The sequence below is a fragment of the Paenibacillus sp. FSL H8-0122 genome (assembly GCF_038005345.1).
GTDB lineage: Bacteria > Bacillota > Bacilli > Paenibacillales > Paenibacillaceae > Paenibacillus_AQ.
In genome coordinates this window covers 4,884,083-4,908,451 of the sequence record NZ_JBBOTB010000001.1, presented here as the reverse complement: position 1 = coordinate 4,908,451, position 24,369 = coordinate 4,884,083, and the positions used below count along the sequence as shown (strand labels likewise).

16 protein-coding genes and 1 pseudogene are annotated in these 24,369 nt (G+C 55.6%); 13 read left to right on the top strand and 4 right to left on the bottom strand.

The genetic code is table 11. The features are described from left to right. The first annotated feature begins 1 nt into the window (after position 1). The 3 genes from NSS64_RS21125 to NSS64_RS21115 all read left to right on the top strand — a co-directional run bounded on the left by NSS64_RS21125 (position 2) and on the right by NSS64_RS21115 (position 3,556). Positions 2–1,039 (top strand): Gfo/Idh/MocA family protein, encoded by a 1,038-nt coding sequence (locus NSS64_RS21125; protein WP_341141407.1) that lies wholly within the window; start codon positions 2–4, stop codon positions 1,037–1,039. A gap of 180 nt (positions 1,040–1,219) precedes the next feature. Then, positions 1,220–1,885, top strand: coding sequence for a serine/threonine-protein kinase (locus NSS64_RS21120; RefSeq protein ID WP_341141406.1), 666 nt, complete (start codon positions 1,220–1,222; stop codon positions 1,883–1,885). Positions 1,886–2,032: 147 nt separating this feature from the next. Next, positions 2,033–3,556 (top strand): glycoside hydrolase family 43 protein, encoded by a 1,524-nt coding sequence (locus tag NSS64_RS21115; protein WP_341141405.1) that lies wholly within the window; start codon positions 2,033–2,035, stop codon positions 3,554–3,556. Positions 3,557–3,631: 75 nt separating this feature from the next. On the opposite strand, the gene NSS64_RS21110 is transcribed toward NSS64_RS21115, so the two are convergent. Beyond that, positions 3,632–4,492, bottom strand: a complete 861-nt coding sequence (locus NSS64_RS21110) for a helix-turn-helix domain-containing protein (protein ID WP_340991613.1) — start codon at positions 4,490–4,492, stop codon at positions 3,632–3,634. Positions 4,493–4,621: 129 nt separating this feature from the next. On the opposite strand from NSS64_RS21110, the gene NSS64_RS21105 reads away from it, so the two are divergent. Further along, positions 4,622–6,337, top strand: coding sequence for an ABC transporter substrate-binding protein (locus NSS64_RS21105; protein WP_341141404.1), 1,716 nt, complete (start codon positions 4,622–4,624; stop codon positions 6,335–6,337). A 114-nt stretch (positions 6,338–6,451) separates the two neighbouring features. Here NSS64_RS21105 and NSS64_RS21100 read toward each other — a convergent pair whose 3' ends face one another. Further along, positions 6,452–7,348 (bottom strand): helix-turn-helix domain-containing protein, encoded by an 897-nt coding sequence (locus NSS64_RS21100; RefSeq protein ID WP_341141403.1) that lies wholly within the window; start codon positions 7,346–7,348, stop codon positions 6,452–6,454. A gap of 629 nt (positions 7,349–7,977) precedes the next feature. On the opposite strand from NSS64_RS21100, the gene NSS64_RS21095 reads away from it, so the two are divergent. From NSS64_RS21095 to NSS64_RS21080, 4 genes are all read left to right on the top strand, one after another. Then, a complete protein-coding gene (locus NSS64_RS21095; RefSeq protein ID WP_341141402.1) occupies positions 7,978–11,448 on the top strand; it encodes a DUF5107 domain-containing protein in 3,471 nt (1,156 codons plus the stop codon). A gap of 21 nt (positions 11,449–11,469) precedes the next feature. Beyond that, complete coding sequence (locus tag NSS64_RS21090) at positions 11,470–13,431, top strand: glycoside hydrolase family 2 protein (RefSeq protein WP_341141401.1); 1,962 nt, start codon at positions 11,470–11,472, stop codon at positions 13,429–13,431. 39 nt (positions 13,432–13,470) lie between these two features. Continuing rightward, positions 13,471–14,757, top strand: coding sequence for a cellulase-like family protein (locus NSS64_RS21085; protein WP_341141400.1), 1,287 nt, complete (start codon positions 13,471–13,473; stop codon positions 14,755–14,757). Positions 14,758–14,874: 117 nt separating this feature from the next. Then, positions 14,875–15,270 carry a DUF488 domain-containing protein gene (locus NSS64_RS21080; RefSeq protein WP_340991620.1) on the top strand — a complete coding sequence of 132 codons (396 nt, stop codon included), beginning with the start codon at positions 14,875–14,877 and terminating at the stop codon, positions 15,268–15,270. 67 nt (positions 15,271–15,337) lie between these two features. Here NSS64_RS21080 and hmpA read toward each other — a convergent pair whose 3' ends face one another. After that, positions 15,338–16,519: an NO-inducible flavohemoprotein gene (hmpA, locus tag NSS64_RS21075; RefSeq protein ID WP_340995521.1), complete on the bottom strand. Its 1,182-nt coding sequence runs from the start codon at positions 16,517–16,519 to the stop codon at positions 15,338–15,340. A gap of 163 nt (positions 16,520–16,682) precedes the next feature. Here hmpA and NSS64_RS21070 point away from each other — a divergent pair. After that, positions 16,683–17,108 (top strand): annotated as a pseudogene (locus NSS64_RS21070) (RrF2 family transcriptional regulator); the annotation flags it as partial. A gap of 22 nt (positions 17,109–17,130) precedes the next feature. Here the strand turns inward: NSS64_RS21070 and NSS64_RS21065 are convergent. Beyond that, positions 17,131–17,547 carry a hemerythrin domain-containing protein gene (locus tag NSS64_RS21065; protein WP_341141399.1) on the bottom strand — a complete coding sequence of 139 codons (417 nt, stop codon included), beginning with the start codon at positions 17,545–17,547 and terminating at the stop codon, positions 17,131–17,133. A 312-nt stretch (positions 17,548–17,859) separates the two neighbouring features. On the opposite strand from NSS64_RS21065, the gene NSS64_RS21060 reads away from it, so the two are divergent. From NSS64_RS21060 to narI, 4 genes are read left to right on the top strand one after another with little or no spacing between them, the layout of a single operon-like run. After that, positions 17,860–21,534 carry a nitrate reductase subunit alpha gene (locus tag NSS64_RS21060; RefSeq protein WP_341141398.1) on the top strand — a complete coding sequence of 1,225 codons (3,675 nt, stop codon included), beginning with the start codon at positions 17,860–17,862 and terminating at the stop codon, positions 21,532–21,534. Beyond that, complete coding sequence (gene narH / locus NSS64_RS21055) at positions 21,524–23,095, top strand: nitrate reductase subunit beta (RefSeq protein WP_340942988.1); 1,572 nt, start codon at positions 21,524–21,526, stop codon at positions 23,093–23,095. The genes NSS64_RS21060 and narH overlap by 11 nt, the downstream gene beginning before the upstream one ends. Next, on the top strand, positions 23,088–23,654 hold the full coding sequence (gene narJ, locus NSS64_RS21050; protein WP_341141397.1) for a nitrate reductase molybdenum cofactor assembly chaperone: 567 nt from the start codon (positions 23,088–23,090) through the stop codon (positions 23,652–23,654). Before narH ends, narJ begins: the two co-directional genes overlap by 8 nt. After that, positions 23,651–24,337: a respiratory nitrate reductase subunit gamma gene (gene narI, locus NSS64_RS21045; RefSeq protein WP_209875083.1), complete on the top strand. Its 687-nt coding sequence runs from the start codon at positions 23,651–23,653 to the stop codon at positions 24,335–24,337. Before narJ ends, narI begins: the two co-directional genes overlap by 4 nt. Positions 24,338–24,369: the final 32 nt, after the last annotated feature.

The window sequence follows — 24,369 nt, the reverse complement described above, 5'->3', positions numbered from 1 at the left end:
GATGTGGAAGGTTGGTGTTGTGGGCGCCGGGTATTGGTCGGATAAGCATTTGCAGGCATGGCAGCGTATCCCCGGCGTTCAGCTTCAAGGCCTGTGCGATCTGGATTCGGAGAAGCTGCACAGGAAGGGGGAGGCATACGGGATTCCCGCAGATATGCTGTACTCTAAGCTGGAAGACATGCTGTCTTCTGCGGAGCTGGATATAGTAGATATTATTACTGCGCCGGATACTCACCCTGAGCTGGTCGGACTGGCCGCACGGGCTGGGAAGCACATCCTGTGCCAAAAGCCTTTTGCCCGCTCCATGGAGGAAGCCTGTGAGATGGTGGAAACAGCCCGTGCTGCGGGCGTCCGGCTGATGGTTACAGAGAACTGGCGCTGGCTGCAGCCGATTCAGGCCATCCGCAAGCTGCTGGATCAGGGAGCTGCAGGACGGCTCCAGATGATCCGCTATATCCACACGGATTATTATTCACCGCGGTTTGCCCCGGAGAATGAGCTTCCGCAGCCGTTCTTCCGGGAGATGCCGAAGCTGCTGTTCTATGAGATGGGGGTTCACTGGTATGATACATGGCGCTTTCTGTTCGGGGAGCCGAAACGGCTGTATGCCGAGACCCGGAAGGTCAGTCCGTATATTGCCGGAGAGGACGCCGGGCTGATCACCCTTGGCTATGAGGATTATATGGGGCTGATGGATATGAGCTGGGCCACCCGGCAGAATCTGCCCGGCCCGCTAACCCTGCCGGTGCTGCCGGACCATAAGGAGCAGTTGATTATCGAAGGCGATCAGGCAACGATCAAGCTGTACAGCAGCGGCAGGCTCAGCCTGATTGATAATAACGGGCTGGAGACGGCGATTTCGGAGGATAACGGCCTTGATTTTGAAGAGAGTCATTACCGCTTGCAGTCGCATTTCATTGAATGCCTGAACACGGGTGAGGAATTCCAGACGAGCGGCGAAGATAATCTGAAGACGCTGGAGCTTGTATTCGGGACCTACCGAAGTGCGGAGGAGCATGAGGTCATTCATTTAGCTTAACTCCAAGGTGGCGGCGTGGGATGATGGGCGAGTGTACCTATACGTTCAAATATACGAAGAGCCGGAGAGCTGTTGTCCGGTTCTTCGCCATGCTTACCGGCAAGATTGGCTGATCGCCGGGGAATAGCGTACACTGGGTGGATAGAGTCATTACTGAACTTAAGCTGCGGGGTGAGAAGGATGGACAAGCTGCTGGAGCAGATCACGGGCGAGCTGTTGGGACAGGTTAGTATTGAGAGCGTGAATCCGCTGGAGCCGGTGAAGGTCAGCGGTGTACCAAAGCCCTGGAGTGTGCTCGGAACCGGAAATTATGCGGCTGTCTTCTGCCGGCAGGGAGCTGAGGAATTCGCAGTGAAGATCTACGCGCCGGGCAGGCCGGGCATTGAGGAAGAAGCAGAGGTATACCGCCGCCTCGGGCACCATCAGGCCTTCTCGGAGTGCTATTATGCCGGAGCGGATTTCCTGGTTCTCAAAAGGCTGGGCGGAGTCACCTTCTACGATTCCATGCAACGCGGCATTCTCATTACCGGACAGGCTATTGAAGACATTGACAACGCGCTTCAATATGCAAGGTCCCGCGGGCTGCGTCCGCATGATATCCATGCCAAGAATGTGATGCTCCGGGACGGACGGGGACTGATTGTGGATGTCTCTGATTTCCTGAAGGATGACGACTGCAGCATGTGGGAGGATTACAAGCGGCTGTATTACCGGTTGTACCAGCCGGTGGCTTCCCGCCGGGTATTTCCGGTTCCCCGTCTGATTCTGGAGACGGTCCGCAGAGGGTACCGGTTATGGCGTCGGCGGAAGCAGAGGCGGAGCGGCTTCAATCATTTGAAAAGGTAACTATATAACATCTGCACGGAACTAAGCGCTGCCATGTCTGGATTTTGCTATTCCCGTGACTTGAAAGTGAAGGTTTGGCAGAGCGATTCCATTTATAATCGATATAGAACCTAGAATTCAATTGAAAATGGACAGGAGCGCCTCTTCATGCATTATACCAATCCCATCATATCCGGTTTCCATCCCGATCCCAGCATCTGCAGGGTAGGGGATGATTATTATCTGGTGACAAGCACATTTGAATATTATCCGGGCGTCCCTGTCTTTCACAGCAGGGATCTTGTTCATTGGCGGCAGATCGGCCATTGCCTTACCACACCCAGCCAGTTGCCGCTGGAGAATTCGTGGAGCTCAGGCGGAATATTCGCGCCGACCCTCCGTTATCATAACGGCTGGTTCTATATGGTGACCACGAATGTAAGCGGGATGGGCAATTTCTTCGTCAAAACACAGCATCCTGAAGGCACCTGGTCGGAGCCTTACCTGATTGCGCAGGGCGGCATTGATCCTTCCCTGTACTTCGATGAGGACGGGCGCGTATATTTCCAGTCCGCCATGGACGGCGGGCAAGGGAACGGAATCTACCAGTGTGAGATTGATATCGAGACCGGGGAAATGCTGACCGGGAGCGTGCTGATCTGGACAGGAACGGGCGGCGCTCATCCCGAGGCTCCGCATCTGTACCGGAAGAACGGCTGGTATTATCTGATGATCGCCGAAGGCGGAACGGAGTATGGACACATGGAGACCATCGCCAGAAGCCGCCAGCCTTATGGCCCGTATGCTGCTTGTCCCCATAATCCGATTCTGTCCAACCGCAGTACGGCAATCAGCATACAAGCTACAGGCCATGCAGACCTGGTTGAGGCGCAGGACGGCAGTTGGTGGGCGGTGTGCTTAGGCATCCGTCCGGTCTCCTATCCGATGGGCCATCATCTGGGCAGAGAGAGCTTCCTGGCTCCCGTAAGCTGGACATCCGAGGGCTGGCCGGTTATCGGGAACGGCGGCCGCATCGAGCCGGTTATGGACTCGCCGCTGCTGCCGGAGGTCCGCTGGCCGGCGAAGCCCGTAAGAGACCATTTCGATGATACCCGGCTGGGGCTGGACTGGACTTTTCTGCGTAATCCGGCAGAAGGAAGCTGGTCGCTCGAAGAACGGCCGGGCCATCTCGTTCTGCATGGCTACGAGGCTACGCTGAATGAAGCCGCGGCACCTGCCTTTGTAGGCCGCCGCCTCAGCCACTTCACGGCCAATATAGCAGCAGAGCTGGATTATGAGCCGCAGCATGAAGGGGAAGAAGCCGGAATTGCAGTGTACAAGAACGAGAAGCATCATTATGAGCTGGTGATCCGCTCTGTCAGCGGGCGGAGAGCCGCCGTGTTCCGGCGGACGGTCGGTTCACTCCGGGTGGAGCAGGTGGAGGAGTGTCCTGACGGGCCGGTCATCCTGAGAATCAAGGCGCTGCCCGGCAGTATAGAAGCCTCGGTTGAGGCACCGGATTCCGGGGTGATCGGGCTGGGGGCTGGAGAGACACATTATCTCAGCACCGAAATCTCAGGAGGGTTCACCGGGGTATTCGTTGCCATGTATGCAACGTCCGTGACGGGACAGGGCGCTCCGGCAGCGTATGACTGGTTCGATTATGAGCCGCTGGATCAGCCGGCGGTATAAGGTGTGAGCGGCAGTTCCTTGGGACATGCTGCTCTTTTTTGCGTTAAGCGGCGTATGGACCTGGTTGCTGCACAACTACTGTTGATTGCGGTAGGCCTTCGGGGACTTGCCGTACGTTTTTTTGAAGAGACGGGCGAAGTAGTTACTGTCATTAAATCCGCATCTATAGGAGATGTCTGTAATAGGGTGTCTGGTGTGCTTGAGCAGTGAGCAGGCATGTTCCAGCCGCAGACGCTGAATATAAGCAATCGGTGTAGTCAGATAATACGCCTGGAATATCCTGTTCAAATGACGGACGGAAATATCCGATTTGGCGGCAATGGCATCAAGAGTAACCGGTTCATGATAGTGATCCTCAATATAGGAGATGGCACTGGCGAGGTGCATCAGGCTGTGGTCCACGCCCTTCTCCTGAATGTCATAATGTCTGGACAGATACACGACCAGCTCCATGAATTTGGAGGCGAGCATGGTCTGATAGCCGTGCTGCTTCTGCTCATATTCTGTAATCATGCCGGCCACAAGCGATGAGACAGCCTCCAGGCTGACGATGGGGAGGTTCATTTTGCTTTTATAGGCGTTAATGCTGCGGTAAAAGGGTTCTAAGACAAACAGCGCCTGATAGCCGTTCAGCGTTCTTAAGTCCGGTCCGGCCAGCTTAAGCATGCCTGATTTGTACATAATGTTGCAAATTCTGAAATCATAAGGGTCCTTATAGGCATGGGGAGTGCCGCCGTTAATCACGAATACATTGCCTTTCTTGATAAAAGCCTCTTCGTCGTTGACGATATGCGCAGCATGTCCGTTCAGCACAATGACAAGCTCGGAGAAGTCTGCATGCTGATGGAGGGAGGTGTCTTCTTCATGCCCGCCATATTGGATAAAGAAAGGAAAATGCTCGTCAGTCGTGAACCAGTTCAAATATACATTGCTCACAAAGCTCCCACCTCAGAAATACGTATTTGTCTATATAATGCTAGTCTGCGACTTGAAAATCAAGGTTATCGGCCAAAGGTGACGCTAAAATATAACTGTAAACGCATTCAACCAAAGGGGATGAGACGGATGGAAAAACAAATGCCAAGAAGATTAGGGATGGGTCTGCTGGCAAGTATGCTGTTCATTTCGGCAGGCTGCAGCAACGGCAGCAGTGCCGGAAATAACACAAAGAATATAACGAACGGAAATAACAGCGCAAAGGATACAGCTCCCGTAACGTTTACCTTCTTTGGCGCCGATGCCAGTCCGAATTGGAACAGGATGGAGGATGATATCGGCAAGGAGATTGTTGCCACAACAGGTGTTACCCTGAACGCGGAATATGATGTGGGCAGCGGAGGGGGACAGGACAAAATCTCAATGATGGCAGCCAGCGGAGAGTATCCTGATATGATCTATGCCAAGGGAGAGCTGGGCAAGCTGGTGGATGCGGAAGCCATTATCGACCTGACCGAGCTGATTGATAAATATGCCCCGAATATAAAGAAGGTCATGGATGGGAACATGAACCGGATGAAATACAGCAAGGATAATCAGGCGATCTATTCGATCCCGACGAATGTCGGCATTGATCAGCAGAGCTTCGATGCGACGAACGGATTTCAGATTCAGCACCGCGTATTGAAAGAGCTTGGATATCCCGAAGTCCGGACGGTGAAGGATTTCGAGAATGTCCTCAAGGCGTATGTGGCTAAGCATCCAACGACGGACGGGCAGCCGACCATACCGCTGACCGTCAATGCTGACGGCTGGAAGATCATGATTACGGTGACCAACCAGGGCGATATCACTACCGGAGGAACCAATGACGGCGAATATTATGTGAACCCTGAGACGTACGAGACGATGCTGCATTATAAGAAGCCTGAAGAGAAGGAGTACTTCCGCTGGCTGAACCATATGTACAATGAAGGGCTGCTCGACAAGGAATCCTTTGTTCAAAAGGATGACCAGTACAAATCCAAAATCTCCAGCGGCCGGGTGCTGGGGCTTACCTCAGTGGAATGGGAGTATCAGGATGCGGAGAACGCCCTGAAGGCTGCGGGCAAAGACGAATATACGTACGCCCACTTCCCGGTTACGCTGAGTGAGGAGTACAAGGATCACGCCATGCAGTCTGTCGGAGTGGACGGCTACGGGATCAGTATCACCGCGGCTTGTAAAGATCCGGTCCGCGCGATTAAATTCCTGGACTGGCTGTCCTCGGAAGAAGGCCAGGTGCTGAGAAACTGGGGGATCGAAGGCAAGCATTATAATGTGGAGAACGGGAAGCGCGTCATCCCTGCCGACATTCTGGATCAGAAGGTCAACGATGCAGCAAGTTTCACCAAAGCGACAGGGGTGGGGTTGTATTCCACGCTGGGAGTCCGCTACGGGGACGGTGTGAAGGATTCTACAGGCAATTACTATACAACGAACTTCCCGGAACAGATTCTGGCCGAATATTCGGGTGCGGAGAAGGCGAGCCTGGCTGCGTATAACGCAACAACCTGGAAAGACCTGTTCCCGGCGGAGGATGAATTCCCGGTCAAGGAATGGGGCGCGCTGTACAATATGCCGGTGCCGACAGATGGGGATTATCAGGTAATCTATCAAAAGACGCAGGATATCGTCCACAAACGGATTCCCGAAGCCATCCTCTCCAGCACAGCCGATTTCGATAAAATCTACGACGATTTCATTGCGGAGCTGAATAAAGCGGGTGCAGAGAAAATGGAGAAGGAATATACAGAGCTGGTTAAAGCGAGAGTCTCGCTGTTTACCGGGAAGGAGATTGAGTAGCAGAGCCGCTTAGCTTACGCGGCAGAGATATGCAGAGATATTCAAAGATATTCAAAAGGGCCTTCCTGCAGCTGAGAAATTAGCCCGGAAGGCCCTTTTCGTTCGAGTACAGATTCAGCCCTTCGGGATCTTCCGGTAGCTTGAAGGAGAGAACCCCGAAATCTTCTTGAACAGCCTGGAGAAGTAATAAGGGTCGTTGATCCCTATAGCGGAGCCGACCTCCTTAATGCTGAGTTCGGTAAGATCGAGCAGATGGCCTGCGCGCTGGATTTTGAGCCGCAGGAAATACCCGATCGGGGAGACTCCGGTCTCGGCGTTGAAGATATAGATCAGATGCTGCTTCGACACGCCGACCTGCTTAGCCAGCTCAGGCAGGGTGAGGTTGCTGCCCAGCCGTCCGTTCATATACTGGATCGCCTGTTCCAGATAGGTCCCGCGTTTCTTCTCCTGCGCGGACGGGCCTGCCGTAATGCCGATGCCGGAGAGCAGCTGTCTGGCCGTCTGGGCGATGTGCACATGGGTAGCCAGGGCATAGGTCCGCTCAGCCAGCAGCTCATAGGCAGGGACGAACCATTCAATGAGCCGGGCCTTGCCGCTCGGGGCCAGGGCGAGGGGAGCGCCCGACAATCCGAACAGCTTCACCAGCCGGTCCGCATGATTTCCTTGGAAATGGAACCAGTATATGCTCCATGGCTCTTCCTGCATGGCCCCGTAGCGGTGCGGGGTGTGTGGAGGAATAATCACCATGTCCCCCGGCTGCATGGTCATCTCCTCCCCGTGATTCAGCTCCACCCAGCCCTCCCCCGCTTCACACAAGATCAAGATATGCGACGGGCTGCCTTCCAGGCGTTCCCTGAAATGATAACGGGCATTCGGGAAATAACCAATGTCCGTAATGAACAAGGAGGCGGTCAGCTCCTCCTGCTCCAATTCCTTCATCCAGTACTCCGGCAGCACATACAGCTTCTCCTCCACAAACCCTTCCGGCTTGCGGATATTGCCATCATTCATGCCGCTTCCCCTCCTGACAGATCGTATATAAACCAAACGTTAGACACCCGGCCCAACAAGTAACTTCCCAATCTCTTCTCGCAGGCATCAGCGTATTCATCCGAAGGCTTAGAACGGGATAGCCCCTTCCAAAAGAAGTGCAATGAGTTTGTTGGGAGCTGTAGAGGCTGAATATAGGGAATGCGAGATGCTTGGGTGCTGGAATGCTACGGTGCTTCGGTGCTCGGTGCTCGGTGTTGGCATGCTGAGATGATGAAAATGTTGCATATTTTGCAATTTTGATTCTCTGGTACAGTGGTGCCAGGGCGGATTGTTGCACAAAATGCAGGAATTTCCCCGTTTGGCCTCAGGAAGGAGGACAGATGTTGATTTTTGTGCAACAATTCCGGTTTAAGGCTGAATTCAGGAGCGGAATGTTGCATTATGGGCAGGATTTATCCCAACCCCAACCCAACCCAACCCCAACCCCAACCATCGGTCGGGAAATCGTATCCTCATCGCAGTGACGCCGGGAATCCAAGCTTGCACAGAATAAGAATATAATCCATCACTTCCCGCATTTCGTCAATTGGAAACTCCCCGGCCAGAGGCTAGAGTAGAAGTATCAAGTTAAGGGGGGCCGTGAAGTCATGAAGCGAGCAGCTAGTGGTTATACACCGGAGCTGGCCGGGAGTAACGTGAACAACAAGTACAACGCAGACAACGCAGACAACGCAGACAACGCAGACTGGGTACAGGTACGGGAGACCAGTGTGATCATACCAACCTATGAGGCGGGCGCCGCTGATCCGAACCCCATGTTTCTGGAGAAAAGAGTCTATCAGGGAAGCTCAGGGCGTGTATACCCGCATCCCGTGATTGAGAGCATCTCGGATGTGAAGCAGGATAGACAGTACAAGCTGATTACTCTGGAGAACGAATATATGCGGATAGAGATCCTGCCGGAGCTTGGAGGACGGATCTACCGGGCGCTCGACAAGACGAATCATTATGATTTTGTCTATTATAACCGCGTCATCAAGCCTGCGCTGGTCGGCCTTGCAGGTCCCTGGATCTCCGGGGGCATTGAGTTCAACTGGCCGCAGCATCACCGCCCGAATACGTTCGGCCCTGTTGAATATAAGCTTGAGGCTGCTGCGGATGGAAGCGCTACCGTATGGGTGAGCGAGATTGACCGGATGTACGGGACGAAGGTTACGGCTGCGTTCAGACTCTATCCCGGGAGAGCCTATCTGGAGGTCCATGCGCAGTGTTATAACCGGACGCCGCAGGCGCAGACCTTCCTCTGGTGGGCCAACCCGGCGGTTGCGGTGAATGATCAGACGCAGTCTGTTTTTCCCCCTGATGTCACAGCCGTCTTCGATCATGGCAAAAGGGATGTATCGCGGTTCCCCATTGCGACCGGTACCTACTACAAACAGGATTATTCGGAAGGCGTGGACATCTCCCGCTATAAGAATATTCCGGTTCCGACCTCCTATATGGCCTATAAGTCGGATTATAATTTCGTCGGCGGATATGATCACGGCGTACAGGCGGGGCTGCTGCATGTGGCTGATCATCATATCTCACCGGGGAAGAAGCAATGGACCTGGGGGAACGGGGAATTCGGGCAGGCCTGGGACCGCCAGCTGACCGATGAAGACGGACCTTATATTGAACTCATGACAGGCGTGTACACCGATAATCAGCCTGACTTCACCTGGCTGCAGCCGTATGAGGAGAAGAGCTTCACCCAGTATTTCATGCCGTATAAGGGCATCGGTCTGGTGAAAAATGCCTCGGTAGACGCTGCGGTCAATCTGGAGGCGGATGCAGTATCGGCTCAAGCGGTGGTGAAGGTATACGTCACCTCACGGCTGGAGCAGGCCGTGATCAGCTTAAGCGGAGCCGCAGGCGAATATCTGCGGGAGACTGCAGATCTGTCTCCCGCAGAGGCTATAGAGCGTACGGTTATGCTGGACCATGGAGAGCAGGAGCATGACCTCAAGCTGACGGTTCATAGCGGGGAGGGCAGGTTGCTGGTCGCCTATCAGCCGAAGCGGCCGGAGATTGAGCGCATCCCTGGAGCGGCGAAGCCGCTGGCAGTGCCGGAAGAGCTGCGCTCAGCAGAGGAGCTGTACCTGGCAGGCCTGCATCTGGAGCAGTACCGGCATGCCACCTTTGAGCCGGAGGCCTATTATCTGGAAGGGCTTAAGCGGGACAGCGGGGATATCCGGCTGAATGTAGCATATGGAACGCTGCTGCTCCGCCGCGGGCAATACGCGCAGAGTGAGCCGTTGTTCCGCCGCGCCATTGAACGTCTAACCTCACGTAATCCTAACCCGTATGACAGCGAAGCCTATTATCAGCTGGCGGTTGCTCTGCGCGGCCAGAACCGCTTGGATGAGGCCTTTGCCGCTTATTACAAAGCGGTATGGTCGGCAGCCTGGCAGGCTGCGGGGTATTTCTCGCTCGCTCAGATAGCCTGCCAGCAAGGCCGTTATGCCGAAGCGCTGGAGCTGGCGGAGCGTTCGCTGACCCGCAATACGCGTAATTATAAGGCAAGGAATCTCCAGTCTGCTCTGCTGCGCAGGCTTGGCCGGCTGCAGCAGGGGAGGAGATTCGCCAGCGGGACTGTGCAGCTTGATCCTGCTGATTTTGGCGCATACAACGAACTGGCCCTGGCCCTTGCAGCACTGGAGGACCCTGCTGCGGCAGAAGAGGCGCTGACAGAATTGGAACGGCTTATGCGTAGTGACGCACACAACTACCTTAATCTTATGGCGGATTATATGGACTGCGGGCTGTATGCGGAAGCTCTTGCTGTAGGGCGGAGGGCAGTCAAATGCGGAACATCCGAATCTGAAATCGACACCGACACCGACTCCGTCTACCCGATGCTGCATTATGCCCTTGGCGAATGTTATGAGCGTACGGGACAAGATGAGCAGGCACGGGAGGCCCGCCGCCAGGGGCAAGCAGCCTCCCCGCTGCACTGCTTTCCGAACACCCTGTCCGAGCTTGAATGGCTGTTAAGTGCCGTCCGGGCGAATCCCCTGGATGATAAGGCCTATTACTATCTCGGCAATCTCTATTATGACAAGAAGCGGCCGGAGGAAGCGGCGGCAAGCTGGGAACGTTCACGTGATCTGAGAGGGGATTTCGCCATCGTTCACCGCAATTTGGCTCTGGCCTATTACAATAAGCAGAACAATCCTGAGGCGGCGCTCGCTTCACTGGAGCAGGCATTTGCCTGTGCGCCGCAGGATGCGCGGATTCTGTATGAGCTGGATCAGCTGCGCAAGAAGCTCGCATGGTCTGCCGGGAAACGGCTGGGTCATCTTGAAGCACAGCACAGTCTGGTGGAGCAACGGGATGATCTGTATATCGAATATGTTACGCTGCTTAACCAGCTTGAGCGCTATGACGAAGCGGTTAGGGCATTAAGCTCGCGTAACTTCCATCCCTGGGAAGGTGGAGAGGGTAAGGTGACCGGACAATATAAATTCGCTCATACCGAGCTTGGCAAGCAGGCACTGCAAAAGGGCAACTATAAGTCAGCAGCTGAGCACTTGAAGCAAGCGCTGGTCTATCCGCTGAATCTGGGCGAAGGCAGGCTGGAAGGCGCCCAGGAGAATAATATCTATTATTATTTGGGCGCAGCCTATGAAGGTCTTCAGCGGGAACAAGAAGCCGTCGCCAGCTACACCATAGCTTCACAAGGACTGGCCGAGCCGGCAAGTGCGATGTTCTACAATGACCAGCCGCCGGAGATGATCTACTACCAGGGGCTGGCCTGGTTGAAGCTCCGTAACGGGAAGGAGGCCAAGCGCCGCTTCAATATATTGATCGATTATGCCGAGCGTCATCTTTTCGATGATATCAAGCTGGACTATTTCGCCGTATCGCTGCCGGATTTCCTGGTGTTTGAGGATGACCTCAACCGGCGCAATGTCATACATTGCCGCTACATGCGGGGGCTCGGGCTTCTCGGGCTGGGCCGGCATGAAGCAGCGGTAGCGGAGCTTGATTCCGCTCTTGCCCTGGACCCCAATCATCAGGGAGCCGGAGTTCACAGACGGATGGCCGATCATGCCTTTGAACCGGGACATCTCTAAGCAGAAGGAGGACAACAGAGTATGCATACAACAGGACGGCATGATATAAGCCTGGACGAAGGCTGGTGTTTTCAGGCAGATACAGCAGGCATAGGAGAGCGAGAGGAATGGCAGATTACAGGCTTACCTGCTCCAAGGGAGGTTGCGGTTCCGCATACCTGGAATGTGGAGGAGGGTCTGGAGGATTACCGGGGGGCCGGGTGGTATGAGTATAGTCTCAGCATTCCTGAGGAGTGGAGCGGCAGCCGGTTCCGTCTGCATTTTGAAGCCGTCTACCGTGATGCGGTGGTCTGGGTCAACGGCCGGAAGGCCGGTTCGCATGTCAACTCCGGGTATACTGCCTTTGAGCTGGAGGTGACTGCGCATATTCTGCATGGCAAGGAGAACCGGATTACGGTAAAAGCGGATAATTCCCCGGCCGCTCAGGCGCTCCCGCAAAGCCGCAGCTTCGACTGGGCGGACGACGGGGGGATCATCCGGCCCGTACAGCTTATAGTAACCGGGCAAACGGCCGTCAAGCATATCCGCGTCTCCCCGGAGGTCCGGTTCGGACCAGCGGGCCAGCAGGCGTCCGGCCGGTTACTGGCAGACGTACAGCTATGCGGACCCTCTGCTTCAGCAACAATAGGGGCCGCTATTTTCAAGAATGGTACACAAATATGGGAGGATCACCGCCCCCTGCCCCCGCAATCCGGGACCTGGCAGCTTGCAGGGATGGAGTGGCTCCCGGTGGACTTATGGCATTTCGATCATCCGCATCTCTATCAGCTTCAGATCACCATCCGGGAGGCCGGACAGCTTCAAGATGAAGTGAGTGTAAATTTCGGTTTCCGTGAGCTTGTGGTCAAGGGGCAGGAGCTATGGCTGAACCGTGAGCCGGTCCGCCTGATGGGTGTCGAATGGATGCCGGGTTCGAATCCGGCGGTTGGCATGGCCGAGAAGCGGGAGGATCTTGGCGCGATGCTGGAACGGCTCAAGGAGGCGAACGCTGTGATCACCCGTTTTCACTGGCAACAGGGGAATGAGCTGCTGGACTGGTGTGACCGCAACGGCATTCTTGTCCAGGAGGAAATTCCGCATTGGCAGCAGCCGGCGAAGCCGGATCAGCACACCTTCGCGGTAGCCTTGTCCCAGGCGAAGGAGATGATCCGCGATCATTCCCATCATCCGTGTATCTTCGCCTGGGGGATGGGGAATGAGCTGAACGGGCAGTCGGAGACCACTCTCCGGTACATGGAACAGCTGAAGCAGGAGATCCATACGCTGGATTCACAGCGACTGATTAACTATGTGAGCAACACGGTCCACCTGAATCCGCGTAGTGATGCTACGGGAACCGGGGACCTGCTGATGTGGAATGATTATATCGGAACCTGGCATGGCGAGCTGGATGAGGATGAGGTCATCCGGCAGATCCTGGCCGATTACCCGGATAAGCCGGTGGTGGTGGCTGAATATGGCCTCTGCGAGCCGGTGTACGAAGGCGGAGATCCCAGAAGAACAGCGATTCTTCTGCACAAAACAGAGCTCTACCGCAAGTATCCCCAGTTTGCTGCGCTGATCTTTTTCAGTCTGAATGATTACCGCACGCAAATGGGAGAAGACGGGCAGGGGAGATGGAAGCAGCGGGTGCACGGTTCGGTGGATGTACATAACCGGGTGAAGCCTTCGTTTGCAGACTTGCGTGAGGTGGCTTCACCGCTCCTGCTTGCAGATGCCCCTGTGCGGCGGAACGGACGGGAGCTTGAGGTCACCCTGAAATGCCGGAAGGATATTCCCGGCTATGCCGTCCGGGGCTATTATGTAAGGGTGTCTATAGATGGCGCAGAGGAAGCAGCGCAGGTACAGGTGATTCCTGATATGCAGCCCGGAGAGGTCCGTACGCTGAGCCTCAAGCTGCCTGCTGCACCTGGATCGGAGCTGACCCTAACGGTCTATCGTCCGAACGGCTTCAGCGTGCTGGAGCTGGAAATGGGCCAGTAGTTGACCCGGTAATTCAACTAATCCTAAGGAGTGAAAAGAATGGATGCAGTGCTGAGCAGATTGCCCCGCAAGCTTACCCTCACCATGTGGGATTTCTCCTGGTACACAATGACCTTGCCGGGCGAGCCTTATCATGATCTGGCGGCAAGATGCAAGGAGGCAGCCGACAGAGGATACAACACCATCCGGATCTGTGCCATGCCGTTCCTGTTATTCACAGCGGAAGGCAAACGCCCCGGACCGCTGCACTTCGGCAGTCTGGGGGAAGTGGGACAGCGTACCCGCTGGTATAACTGCCGCGGCGGTGCCGAGCTGGACGGGCATGCGCATCTGCTGGAGCTGTTCAGACAGGCCAAGGCGCACGGACTCTACATTATGCTGTCTTCCTGGGAATATCAGCAGAGCCCCAGCTTCCTGGCCTACCCCGCGCTGCGTGATGAGCTGGCTGCAATTGCTCCCGCAGAGCGGTTCATGACCCTGGCCCGGTCGATGGACCAGCTCATCCGGTATATCAAGGGGGAAGGCTTCGCTGATCGAATTGTTTATGCCGAGCTGCATAATGAAGTGGAATTCGGGCAGCTTACCGCCGTGGGTACCGTGCAGGGAATCGGCCTAGCGGATACGCCAAGGCTGGTGGCGGCCATGCAGCCTTATATCGAGGAAGCGGTGGGCTATCTCCGGGGGCAGCATCCCGATGTTCTGATCACGGCCAGCTATACGCTGAACGAAGCTTATCCGAAGGCATATGTAGCCCGTAATCTGCAGGTGGCCCACTATCATCTCTATATCAAGGGCGTACTGAATGAGCTTATGGACGCGGCGGGGTTGAATGATGAGGGGATGTCTTTTCCGAATGCTTTTGTCCGGTCTATGCTGAGGGAAGATGCCCCGCCCTTCGGGGAATGGACTCTGCCCGCAGGGCAGGAGTGGCGGATGGAGGGTAATCCGGTCGGGATGAAGCTGCTCTATCTGCATGATTGGGCTGATCCTGATCTATGGGATCTCTACCTGTATGACCGCTATGGAGCCCACAAGCTGGCGATGCTGCAAAAAGCGGACATGCGCCTGGAAGAAGCGCAGGAATGGGCAGTACATTCGGGCCTGCCGATGGTGATCGGCGAAGGCTATGTCGGCTATACCCCGCTGCTTGCGGGCTTCGAGGAGGGCCCGGTCGGGAAATTCATTGCCGAGTATGCGCTGCGTAAGGGGATGGCGCTGGGCTTCTGGGGCATGACGCTGTGCTCCAACTGTGCGCCGCATCACCCGTTCTGGCAGGATGTAGACTGGCAGCAGCGGTGGAACCGGTACATTCTTGACGCGGAGTAGCATAGCTGTGAAGCGGCGTAGTCAGCGCGGCAGACCGGCAGCTTGTCATGCCGCTGGAAGCAGAATAGGCCCCGTGGTATATTGGGTGTATTTAGTGGTGAGCAGGAGGGATGCAGCATGGGAGAGCCATCCGGCGGGAAAGCCGAAGATGCTCCGTACTCTATTGGCCTGAAGCGAATCTATGAACCTGCGGACCCCGGGGACGGATACCGGATTCTGGTGGACCGGCTGTGGGCGCGCGGAGTGACGAAGGAGCAGGCAGCCATTGACGAGTGGATGAAGGAGATCGCGCCCAGCCCGGCGCTGCGCAAGTGGTTCGGACATCTGCCGGAGCGGTTCACGGCATTCAAGGAACGGTATACCCTGGAGCTGGAGGAGAATCCGGAATGCGCGGGGCATGCGGAAGTGATCCGGGAGCGGGCACTTAATCAGAGGGTCACACTGGTCTATGCCGCGAAGGACCCGGTCCATAACCATGCGAAGGTACTCTATGAATGGCTGATTTCACGTTGAAGAAAGCGGGCTTCCTCCGAACCGGTAAGGGTTCGGCAGGCGGCCCCTTTGCTTTTAGATGAACAATCTACGCGTTGCTTAGCTGCAGTGCCGGTCCGAAGAACTCATAATGAATCTGGGTCTCAGTCATTCCCAGCTTCCGCAGTTCGCCAATCATGGCTTCCATAAAAGGAACAGGCCCGCACACGTAAGCATCTCCGGTAACATCTACATAGCTCTTCAGAATTTCGCCTGTAATCACGCCATCCGGTCCGCCGGAGTAGAAGGTTCTGGTCTTGACGTTGCTCAGCGCGGCCGCATGCTTCTCAATATCTGTACCGAAGGCAGCAAGCGATTCGTTCCGTGCAGAGTGCAGGAAGACGACCGGCCGGTCCGGTGTTACATTAGCTACTGTCTCGAGCATGCTCATCATAGGGGTGATGCCGACACCGCCTGAGATGAAGGCTACAGGGGTAGTTAAGGAAGTATCCAGCAGGAACTCACCGGCAGGGGCGCTCGCCTCAACGGTATCGCCCTCATTCACCCCGTTATGAAGATAGACGGACACCACGCCATTCGGGTCATTCGTCTCCTCGCGTTTCACCGAAATGCGGAATTCATCCGGCTTCGGTGCTTGGGACAGGCTGTACTGGCGGATCATGGTGTATTGCTCTCCAGGGATCAGCACACGGACAGAAATATACTGGCCCGGCTTATAGTCTGGTACATTCGAGCCGTCTGCCGGCTTCAGATAGAACGATGTAATGCTGCCGCTCTCCTGAACCTTACGCACCACGGTAAATGGCTTGAAGAAGTTCCAGCCGTGCTCCTGCTCCCGCGCTTCCTTGTACATGCTGTCTTCCACGCCGATGAATGCACCCGCAATCACTCCGTACGCAGCTTCCCAGGCACTCAGGATCTCATCCGTAGCAGCATCGCCCAGCACCTCCTTGATGGCCTTCAGCAGGAATTCTCCGACGATCGGGTAATGCTCCGGCTTGATGCCGAGGCTGACATGCTTGTGGGCGATCTGGACCACCGCGGGGAGTATATTCTCAAGGTTGTCTATGTGGACTGCCGCTGCGTAGACCGCATTGGCCAGTGCCGCCTGCTGGCGGCCTTGCGCCTGGTTGGCGTGGTTGAACACATTCAGCAGTTCCGGGTGGGCCTCGAACAGGTTACGGTAGAATACCGTTGTAATGGTGGTGCCGTGTTCCGCCAATACTGGCGCTGTGGATTTGACAATGTCACGAGTCTCTTGTGTTAAAATATGAATCATCCCCTCTCCATATAGTACAAAATTAATATATACGGTTTTGAAGATAAAAGATATATTTAAAATACCACTTTAACAAATTAGACAAAGAATATGATAAACTTTGTAATAAATATCACTTACGTGAAGCTAAGTTAATATAGAACGGAGCATGACTATGCGGCTGACCTTATATACCGATTATTCCCTGCGAATCCTCATGTATCTGGGAGCCAAGCAGAGGGAGGAGTTGACTACAATCCAGGATATCTCCAGTGCCTACGGCATCTCCAAGAATCATCTGATGAAGGTCTCGCATGAACTCGGCAAGGCGGGCTATCTCGAAACGGTGAGAGGTCGCGGGGGAGGGATCAGGCTTGCGCTTGCGCCGGAGAGGATCAATATCGGGGAGGTTGTGCGCCGGATGGAGGATGATTTCTATCTCGTTGAGTGCTTCAATCCCTCAGGCGGAAGCTGTCCGATCTCACCGGTGTGCAGACTCAAAGGCGTGCTGGGCAAGGCCCTGCACGCCTATCTGAAGGTGCTTGAAGAGTATACACTTGAGGATCTGCTGGTGAATAGAGATGATCTGCGTGCTATTCTGCAGGAGAGCGGCAGCAGTCATGCTACTCCCCGAACAGCAGCCGTTCCTCATCCCGGCTATGAATCGCATTCACAACCAGCAGGGCATGGAACTGGTGCAGCACCTCAGGGGTGAGGCCGTCTTCGGCAAGCATGCTTTTGACATCCTGCACGATGATCCGCAGCAGCTCATGATCCCGCTTCAGCCGGATAACGGGTTCTTCCAGGTTCGGATTCTTCACAATCATCTCCTGATAGAATCCGTCTTCCTCCGCATCGGCATGGCTGAGTATCCGCGTCTCCCAGTACTCAATCAAGTGGTCAGCCGCCTGGCGGGCCACCTCCACTTCCTTAAGCGCCAGCAGTTCTTCCACTTCTTCTGTCTTGGCTACAGCGCCGGAGAGCCCGCCCTGATGTATGGCATGATGGGCATGCAGCTGGCGCAGTGAGGGTCCTGACATTCTTCTTCATCCTCCCGTACTATAACTATCACAGACGTATCTACTGGTCAGTATAGCATACAGAGCTGCCCTGGAATTCCCGCTAAGAGCTTCCCCTGGGCATAAAGAGGGAACTCCCTAATGGGGACCCCTGTCCGGCAGTACACATGCAGAATCAGAGCTTTTCTCCTCAGGGGGAAGGCTTTTTTGCTGCGGGGTGAGATCAAGGGAATTCCCGAGGTTCAATAGGTGTTTCCCTAATGGGAAGCGCAGCCGGGGAGATCCATAATGAGATTAATTGAATAGATTCGTACAAAGGAGTGTTCTGGACAGATGAAGAAGAAATTCGGCCTTAACTTTTTTAAGCCGGTGGAGAGCTATTCCGGGAACTGGTCCATTCTTGAAGAGAAAAATAGAGATTGGGAGAACATGTACCGCCAGCGCTGGTCTCACGATAAAGTAGTCCGCACCACCCACGGCGTGAACTGTACAGGCTCCTGCAGCTGGAAGGTGTTCGTGAAGAACGGGATCATCACCTGGGAGAACCAGCAGATCGATTACCCATCCTGCGGACCGGATATGCCGGAGTTCGAGCCGCGCGGCTGTCCGCGCGGAGCCACCTTCTCCTGGTACGAATACAGCCCGCTGCGCGTGAAGTATCCGTATATCAGAGGGAAGCTGTGGCGGCTGTGGCAGACGGCGCTCCAGGAGCATGACAATTATGTCGATGCCTGGGCCAGCATTGTGGAAGATCCCGAGAAGGCCAGCCAGTATAAGAAGGCACGCGGCAAGGGCGGCCATGTCCGGGTAGCCTGGGATGATGCCCTGCGGCTGATCGCAGCGCAGCTGATCTATACGATCCGCAAATACGGCCCTGACCGGATCGCCGGGTTCACCCCGATTCCGGCCATGTCGATGGTCAGCTACGCTTCAGGAGCGCGGTTCATCTCGCTGCTGGGCGGCCAGATGCTGAGCTTCTATGACTGGTATGCCGATCTTCCTCCGGCTTCGCCGCAGATCTGGGGCGAGCAGACGGATGTCCCGGAATCCTCGGACTGGTACAACGCCGGTTACCTGATGATGTGGGGCTCGAACGTGCCGCTGACCCGGACGCCGGACGCCCACTTCATGACAGAAGTGCGCTACAAAGGCACCAAGGTCGTATCGGTCGCCCCGGATCTCGCCGAGAACGTGAAGTTCGCCGACAATTGGCTGGCTCCGAATCCCGGCTCGGATGCAGCGCTTGCCCAGGCGATGACGCATGTTATCCTGCAGGAATTCTACCAGGAACGCCAGGAGCCGATGTTCCTGAATTATGCCAAGCAATATACCGACATGCCGTTCCTGATTCTGCTCGATCCGCATGAGGACAGCCTGAAGGGCGGACGCTTCCTGCGGGCCAGTGATCTGGGCGATGCTTCTCCGCACTCGGACTGGAAGCCGGTGATCTTCGATGAAGCCACAGGCGAGATGATCGTGCCGAACGGGACGATGGGGCAGCGCTGGGAGGAAGGCAAGAAGTGGAACCTGATTCTGGAGCGGGAGGACGGCAGCAAGGTGGAGCCGGCCCTGACCATGGAAGGCCATGGGGAAGAGTGGACGGAGATCGTATTCCCGTACTTCGATAATGCCGGTAACGGCACCTTCAGCAGAATCATCCCGGCCCGGAAGATGAAGCTTGCGGACGGCACGGAACGTTATGTCGCTACCGTATACGACCTGATGATGAGCCAGTACGGCATTAAGCGCAGAGACAGTCTGCTGAACGCCAAGGGGTATGAGGATGAAATGTCTCATTACACTCCGGCCTGGCAAGAGAAGATTACTACAGTAAAAGCAAGCGTCGTTGTGCAGATTGCCCGCGAGTTCGCCCAGAACTCCATTGAGACCGGCGGACGCTCCATGATTATCATGGGCGCAGGTATCAACCACTGGTTCAACAGTGATACCATCTATCGTTCCATCCTGAATCTGGTGGTGCTGACCGCATCTCAGGGAGTCAACGGCGGCGGCTGGGCGCATTATGTCGGCCAGGAGAAATGCCGTCCGATTGAAGGCTGGTCCACCGTTGCCTTCGCGAAGGATTGGCAGGGTCCAGCGCGGCAGCAGAATGCAACCTCGTTCTTCTATTTTGCCACCGAGCAGTGGCGGTATGAGGAGAGTGGCACCGATTCCCTGAAATCGCCGACCGGCGGGGATGTTGCTTACCAGCACCCGGCAGATTACAACGTGCTGGCTGCGCGGCTAGGCTGGCTGCCGTCCTTCCCGCAATTCAACAAGAACAGCCTGCTGTTCGCCGAAGAAGCGGCGCAGCAAGGCAAGAAGACGAATGCGGAGATTATCGGCCATGCCGTAGAAGAGATTACATCGCGGAAGACGCGCTTTGCTGTAGAAGATCCCGGCGCACCGGAGAACTTCCCGCGCTCCCTGTTCATCTGGCGCTCGAACCTGATCTCAAGCTCCGCCAAGGGACAGGAATACTTCATGAAGCATCTGCTCGGAGCCTCGGATGGTCTGCTGGCCGAGCCGAACGAGGAGCAGAAGCCGGAGGAGATCGTCTGGCGGGAGGATGTGGAAGGCAAGCTGGATCTGATGGTCGCCCTGGATTTCCGGATGACGACGACGCCGCTGTATGCCGATATTGTCCTGCCGGCCGCAACCTGGTATGAGAAAACAGATCTGTCGTCCACCGACATGCATCCGTTCGTCCATCCGTTCAATCCGGCCGTGAATCCGCTATGGGAATCCCGTTCCGACTGGGATATCTACCGCCAGCTCTCGGAGGTATTCTCCGAAATGGCGAAATCGCAGCTGCCCGGCGTCTATAAAGATGTGGTAATGTCTCCGCTGGGCCATGACTCCATCAGCGAAATCTCACAGCCGATGGGTCTGGTCAAGGATTGGGCCAAGGGCGAGGTGCCGGCCATTCCGGGTAAAACCATGCCAAACTTCACCATTGTCGAGCGGGATTACACGCAAATTCATCATAAATACAGCTCGCTCGGACCGAATCTGGCTACCGGCAAAGCAGGCGCACACGGCGTCAGCTTCTCGGTTGCCGAAGAATACGAAGAGCTGAAGAAGATCAGCGGTGTGCATTACGACGAAACGATCCGGCACGGACTGCCGAAGCTGCAGACGGCCCGCCAGGCGGCGGATGCCATTCTGCATCTGTCTTCCGCCACCAACGGCCGCGTCTCCCAGAAGGCTTATGAGTCGGCCGAGAAGGATCACGGGGTCGAGCTGCGGGATATTTCGGCAGACCGGGCCGCCGAGAAAATTACGTTCCAGAGCATTACCGCACAGCCGCGAGAGGTGATTCCGACACCGGTATTCAGCGGCTCGAATAAGCAAGGCCGCCGGTATTCGCCGTTCACTACGAACATCGAACGTCTCGTGCCGTTCCGTACCCTGACCGGGAGACAACATTTCTATATTGACCATGAGATCTTCCAGCAGTTCGGCGAAGCGCTGCCGGTCTACAAGCCGACCCTGCCTCCAATGGTCTTCGGGCCGCGCGACAAGGCCGTGAAGGGCGGAACCGATGCGCTGGTTCTGAGATACCTGACGCCGCACGGCAAATGGAATATCCACTCGACCTACCAGGATAACCAGCACATGCTGACCTTGTTCCGGGGCGGTCCGACGGTGTGGATCAATAACGAGGATGCGGCGGCTCATGACATTGCGGACAACGACTGGCTTGAGGTCTATAACCGTAACGGGGTCGTCACTGCGCGCGCCGTGGTCAGCCACCGGATGCCGAGAGGCACCATGTTCATGTACCACGCCCAGGATAAGCATATTCAGGTGCCGGGCTCCGAGATTACGGATACGCGCGGCGGAAGCCATAATGCGCCAACCCGGATTCACCTGAAGCCTACCCAGATGGTCGGCGGATATGCACAGCTCAGCTACGGCTTCAACTACTACGGTCCGATCGGCAACCAGCGTGATGTCTACGTAGCCGTCCGCAAAATGAAGGAGGTCAACTGGCTTGAAAATTAAAGCGCAAGTGGCAATGGTAATGAATCTGGATAAATGCATCGGCTGCCACACCTGCAGCGTGACCTGTAAGACCACCTGGACGAACCGCAAGGGTGCGGAATATATGTGGTTCAACAACGTGGAGACGAAGCCGGGTATCGGCTATCCGAAGCGCTGGGAAGACCAGGAGCTGTACAAGGGAGGCTGGCAGCTGCGCAAGGGCCGGCTTGAGCTGAAATCCGGCAACAAGCTGTCCAAGATCGCGCTCGGCAAAATCTTCTACAACCCTGATATGCCGGAAATGAAGGATTATTATGAGCCTTGGACCTATAACTATGAGCATCTGACGAGTGCCGGGGAGCAGAAGCATTCCCCGGTCGCCCGGGCCCACTCTGCTGTCACCGGCGAGAAGATGGATCTGGAATGGGGACCGAACTGGGAGGATGATCTGGCGGGCGCGCATGTGACCGGCCCGCTGGACCCGAACATTCAGAAGATTGAGGAAGAGATCAAGTTCAACTTCGAGAAATCCTTCATGATCTATCTGCCCCGTCTGTGCGAGCACTGCCTGAACCCGAGCTGTGTGGCTTCCTGTCCGTCGGGAGCGATGTACAAACGCGATGAGGACGGCATCGTTCTCGTGGACCAGGAAGCCTGCCGCGGCTGGAGATATTGCATGACCGGCTGTCCGTACAAGAAGGTGTACTTCAACTGGCAGACCAACAAGGCGGAGAAATGCACCTTCTGCTTCCCGCGTGTGGAGGCAGGCCTGCCAACGGTATGCTCCGAGACCTGTACGGGCCGTATCCGCTACCTTGGCGTTCTGTTGTATGATGCCGACAAGGTGCTGGATGCCGCATCCACCCCGGATGAGAAGGATCTGTACCAGGCCCAGTGTGATCTGTTCCTGAATCCGCATGATCCGGAAGTCAGAGCGCAGGCGAGAAAAGACGGCATCTCCGAGGACTGGCTGGAGGCTGCGCAGAACTCGCCGGTCTACAAGCTGGCGATTGAGCATAAGCTGGCCTTCCCGCTGCACCCGGAGTACCGGACGCTGCCGATGGTATGGTACGTACCGCCGCTTAGCCCGATCATGAACTACTTTGAGGGCAAGGATTCACTGAAGAACCCGGATATGATTTTCCCTGCGATCGAGGAGATGCGTACACCTATTCAATATCTGGCGAATATGCTGACGGCTGGCGACACGGAGACCGTGAAGGAAGCTCTGCAGCGGATGGCGATGATGCGCTCTTACATGCGCGCCCAGTCTACCGGCCAGGAGTTCGATCTTAGCCGTCTGGAACGTGTCGGCATGACGGCGCAGCAGACGGAGGAAATGTACCGCCTGCTGGCCATTGCCAAATATGAGGACCGCTTCGTGATCCCGACCTCCCACAAGGAGCAGCACATGAACCCTTACCGTGCCCAAGGCTCTGCCGGTTACGGCAGCGGAATGGGCGATATGGGCTCGGGCTCCGGCTGTGACGGCTGCGGACCGGCGAGCCCTTCCGGCGACACCTTGAAGACCGGCAAGGAGATGTATGAAGAGAATTTCTACGGGGGGATCTGGCGTGATTGATCTGAGCAAACTGCATCATTACAAGCAATCCTTCGGTTATTTCGCCCTGCAGCTCATGTACCCGGAGAAGCTGGATTTCCATCCGGCTTTTTTGGAAGAGGCGTTTGACCCCGGCCACCCGGCATATTCCCATGTCCAGACCTACTGGAAGCTCATGCAGAGCTTCAGCCTGGAAGAGATTCAGGAGAATTATGCGGCTACGTTTGATTTTCAGAAGGACTGCGCGCTCTATATGACCTACTTCAAATTCGAGGATGCCAAGGAACGCGGGCAAATGCTCGCCAAGCTGAAGCTGCTGTACGAAATGTTCGGCCTTGAAATGCCGGAGAATGAGCTGCCGGATTACCTGCCGCTGATGTGTGAGTTCATCTATGCCGCGCAGTGGCTGGACGTCCCCGGCGCGCCGGAGAACTTCCGGATGCTGATGGCGATTCTGGAGGATGGCTCGTATTATCTGGTGAAGGCGCTGGAGCAGCGGGAGAGTCCTTATTATCACCTGGTTAAAGGATTGCGAGAAACCTTCAAAGCTTGTGCGGAACAGGAGGCCCTAAGTCAATGAATATGATGGGTCAGTTTTTATGGGTTATTTTCCCGTATATGTGTATGGTCGTATTTATCGGCGGGCATATTGCCCGCTACCGCAAGGATCAATTCAATTGGACCGCCAAATCCAGTGAATTCATTGAGAAAAAACAGCTGAAATTCGGCAGCATTCTGTTCCACCTCGGCATCATGCCGGTCATTCTGGGTCACATCGGCGGTCTCGCCGTGCCCAAGTCCTGGCTGGAGGCTGTCGGCGTCAGCGATCATATGTACCACATTGGCGCCGTATACATCGGAGGGATCTTCGGTGCGGCCACCCTGGCTGGAATGCTGATCCTGACCTCACGGCGCTTCACCCTGAAGAACGTCCGCCGGCTCAGCAGCGCCTCCGATCTGATCGTCAACTCGCTCCTGCTGTTCATTGTGTTCATGGGGATGTACTCCACTATTGTCACGAATGCTGTACAGCCTGAGTTCGATTACCGGGATACAATCTCCGTGTGGTTCCGCGGCTTGTTCATGTTCCGCCCGGACCCGTCGCTGATGAGCGGAGTGCCGTTCTCCTTCAAGCTTCACATCCTGTCAGGGTTCGCGATCTTTGCCTTCTGGCCGTTCACCCGGCTGGTTCACGTATGGAGTGTTCCGTTGAATTATGTAGGCAGAAGTTATATCCTATACAGAAGAAATAAATCAAATTAACGGAAGAGCAGCGTGGACTTCTTTCCCTGTTC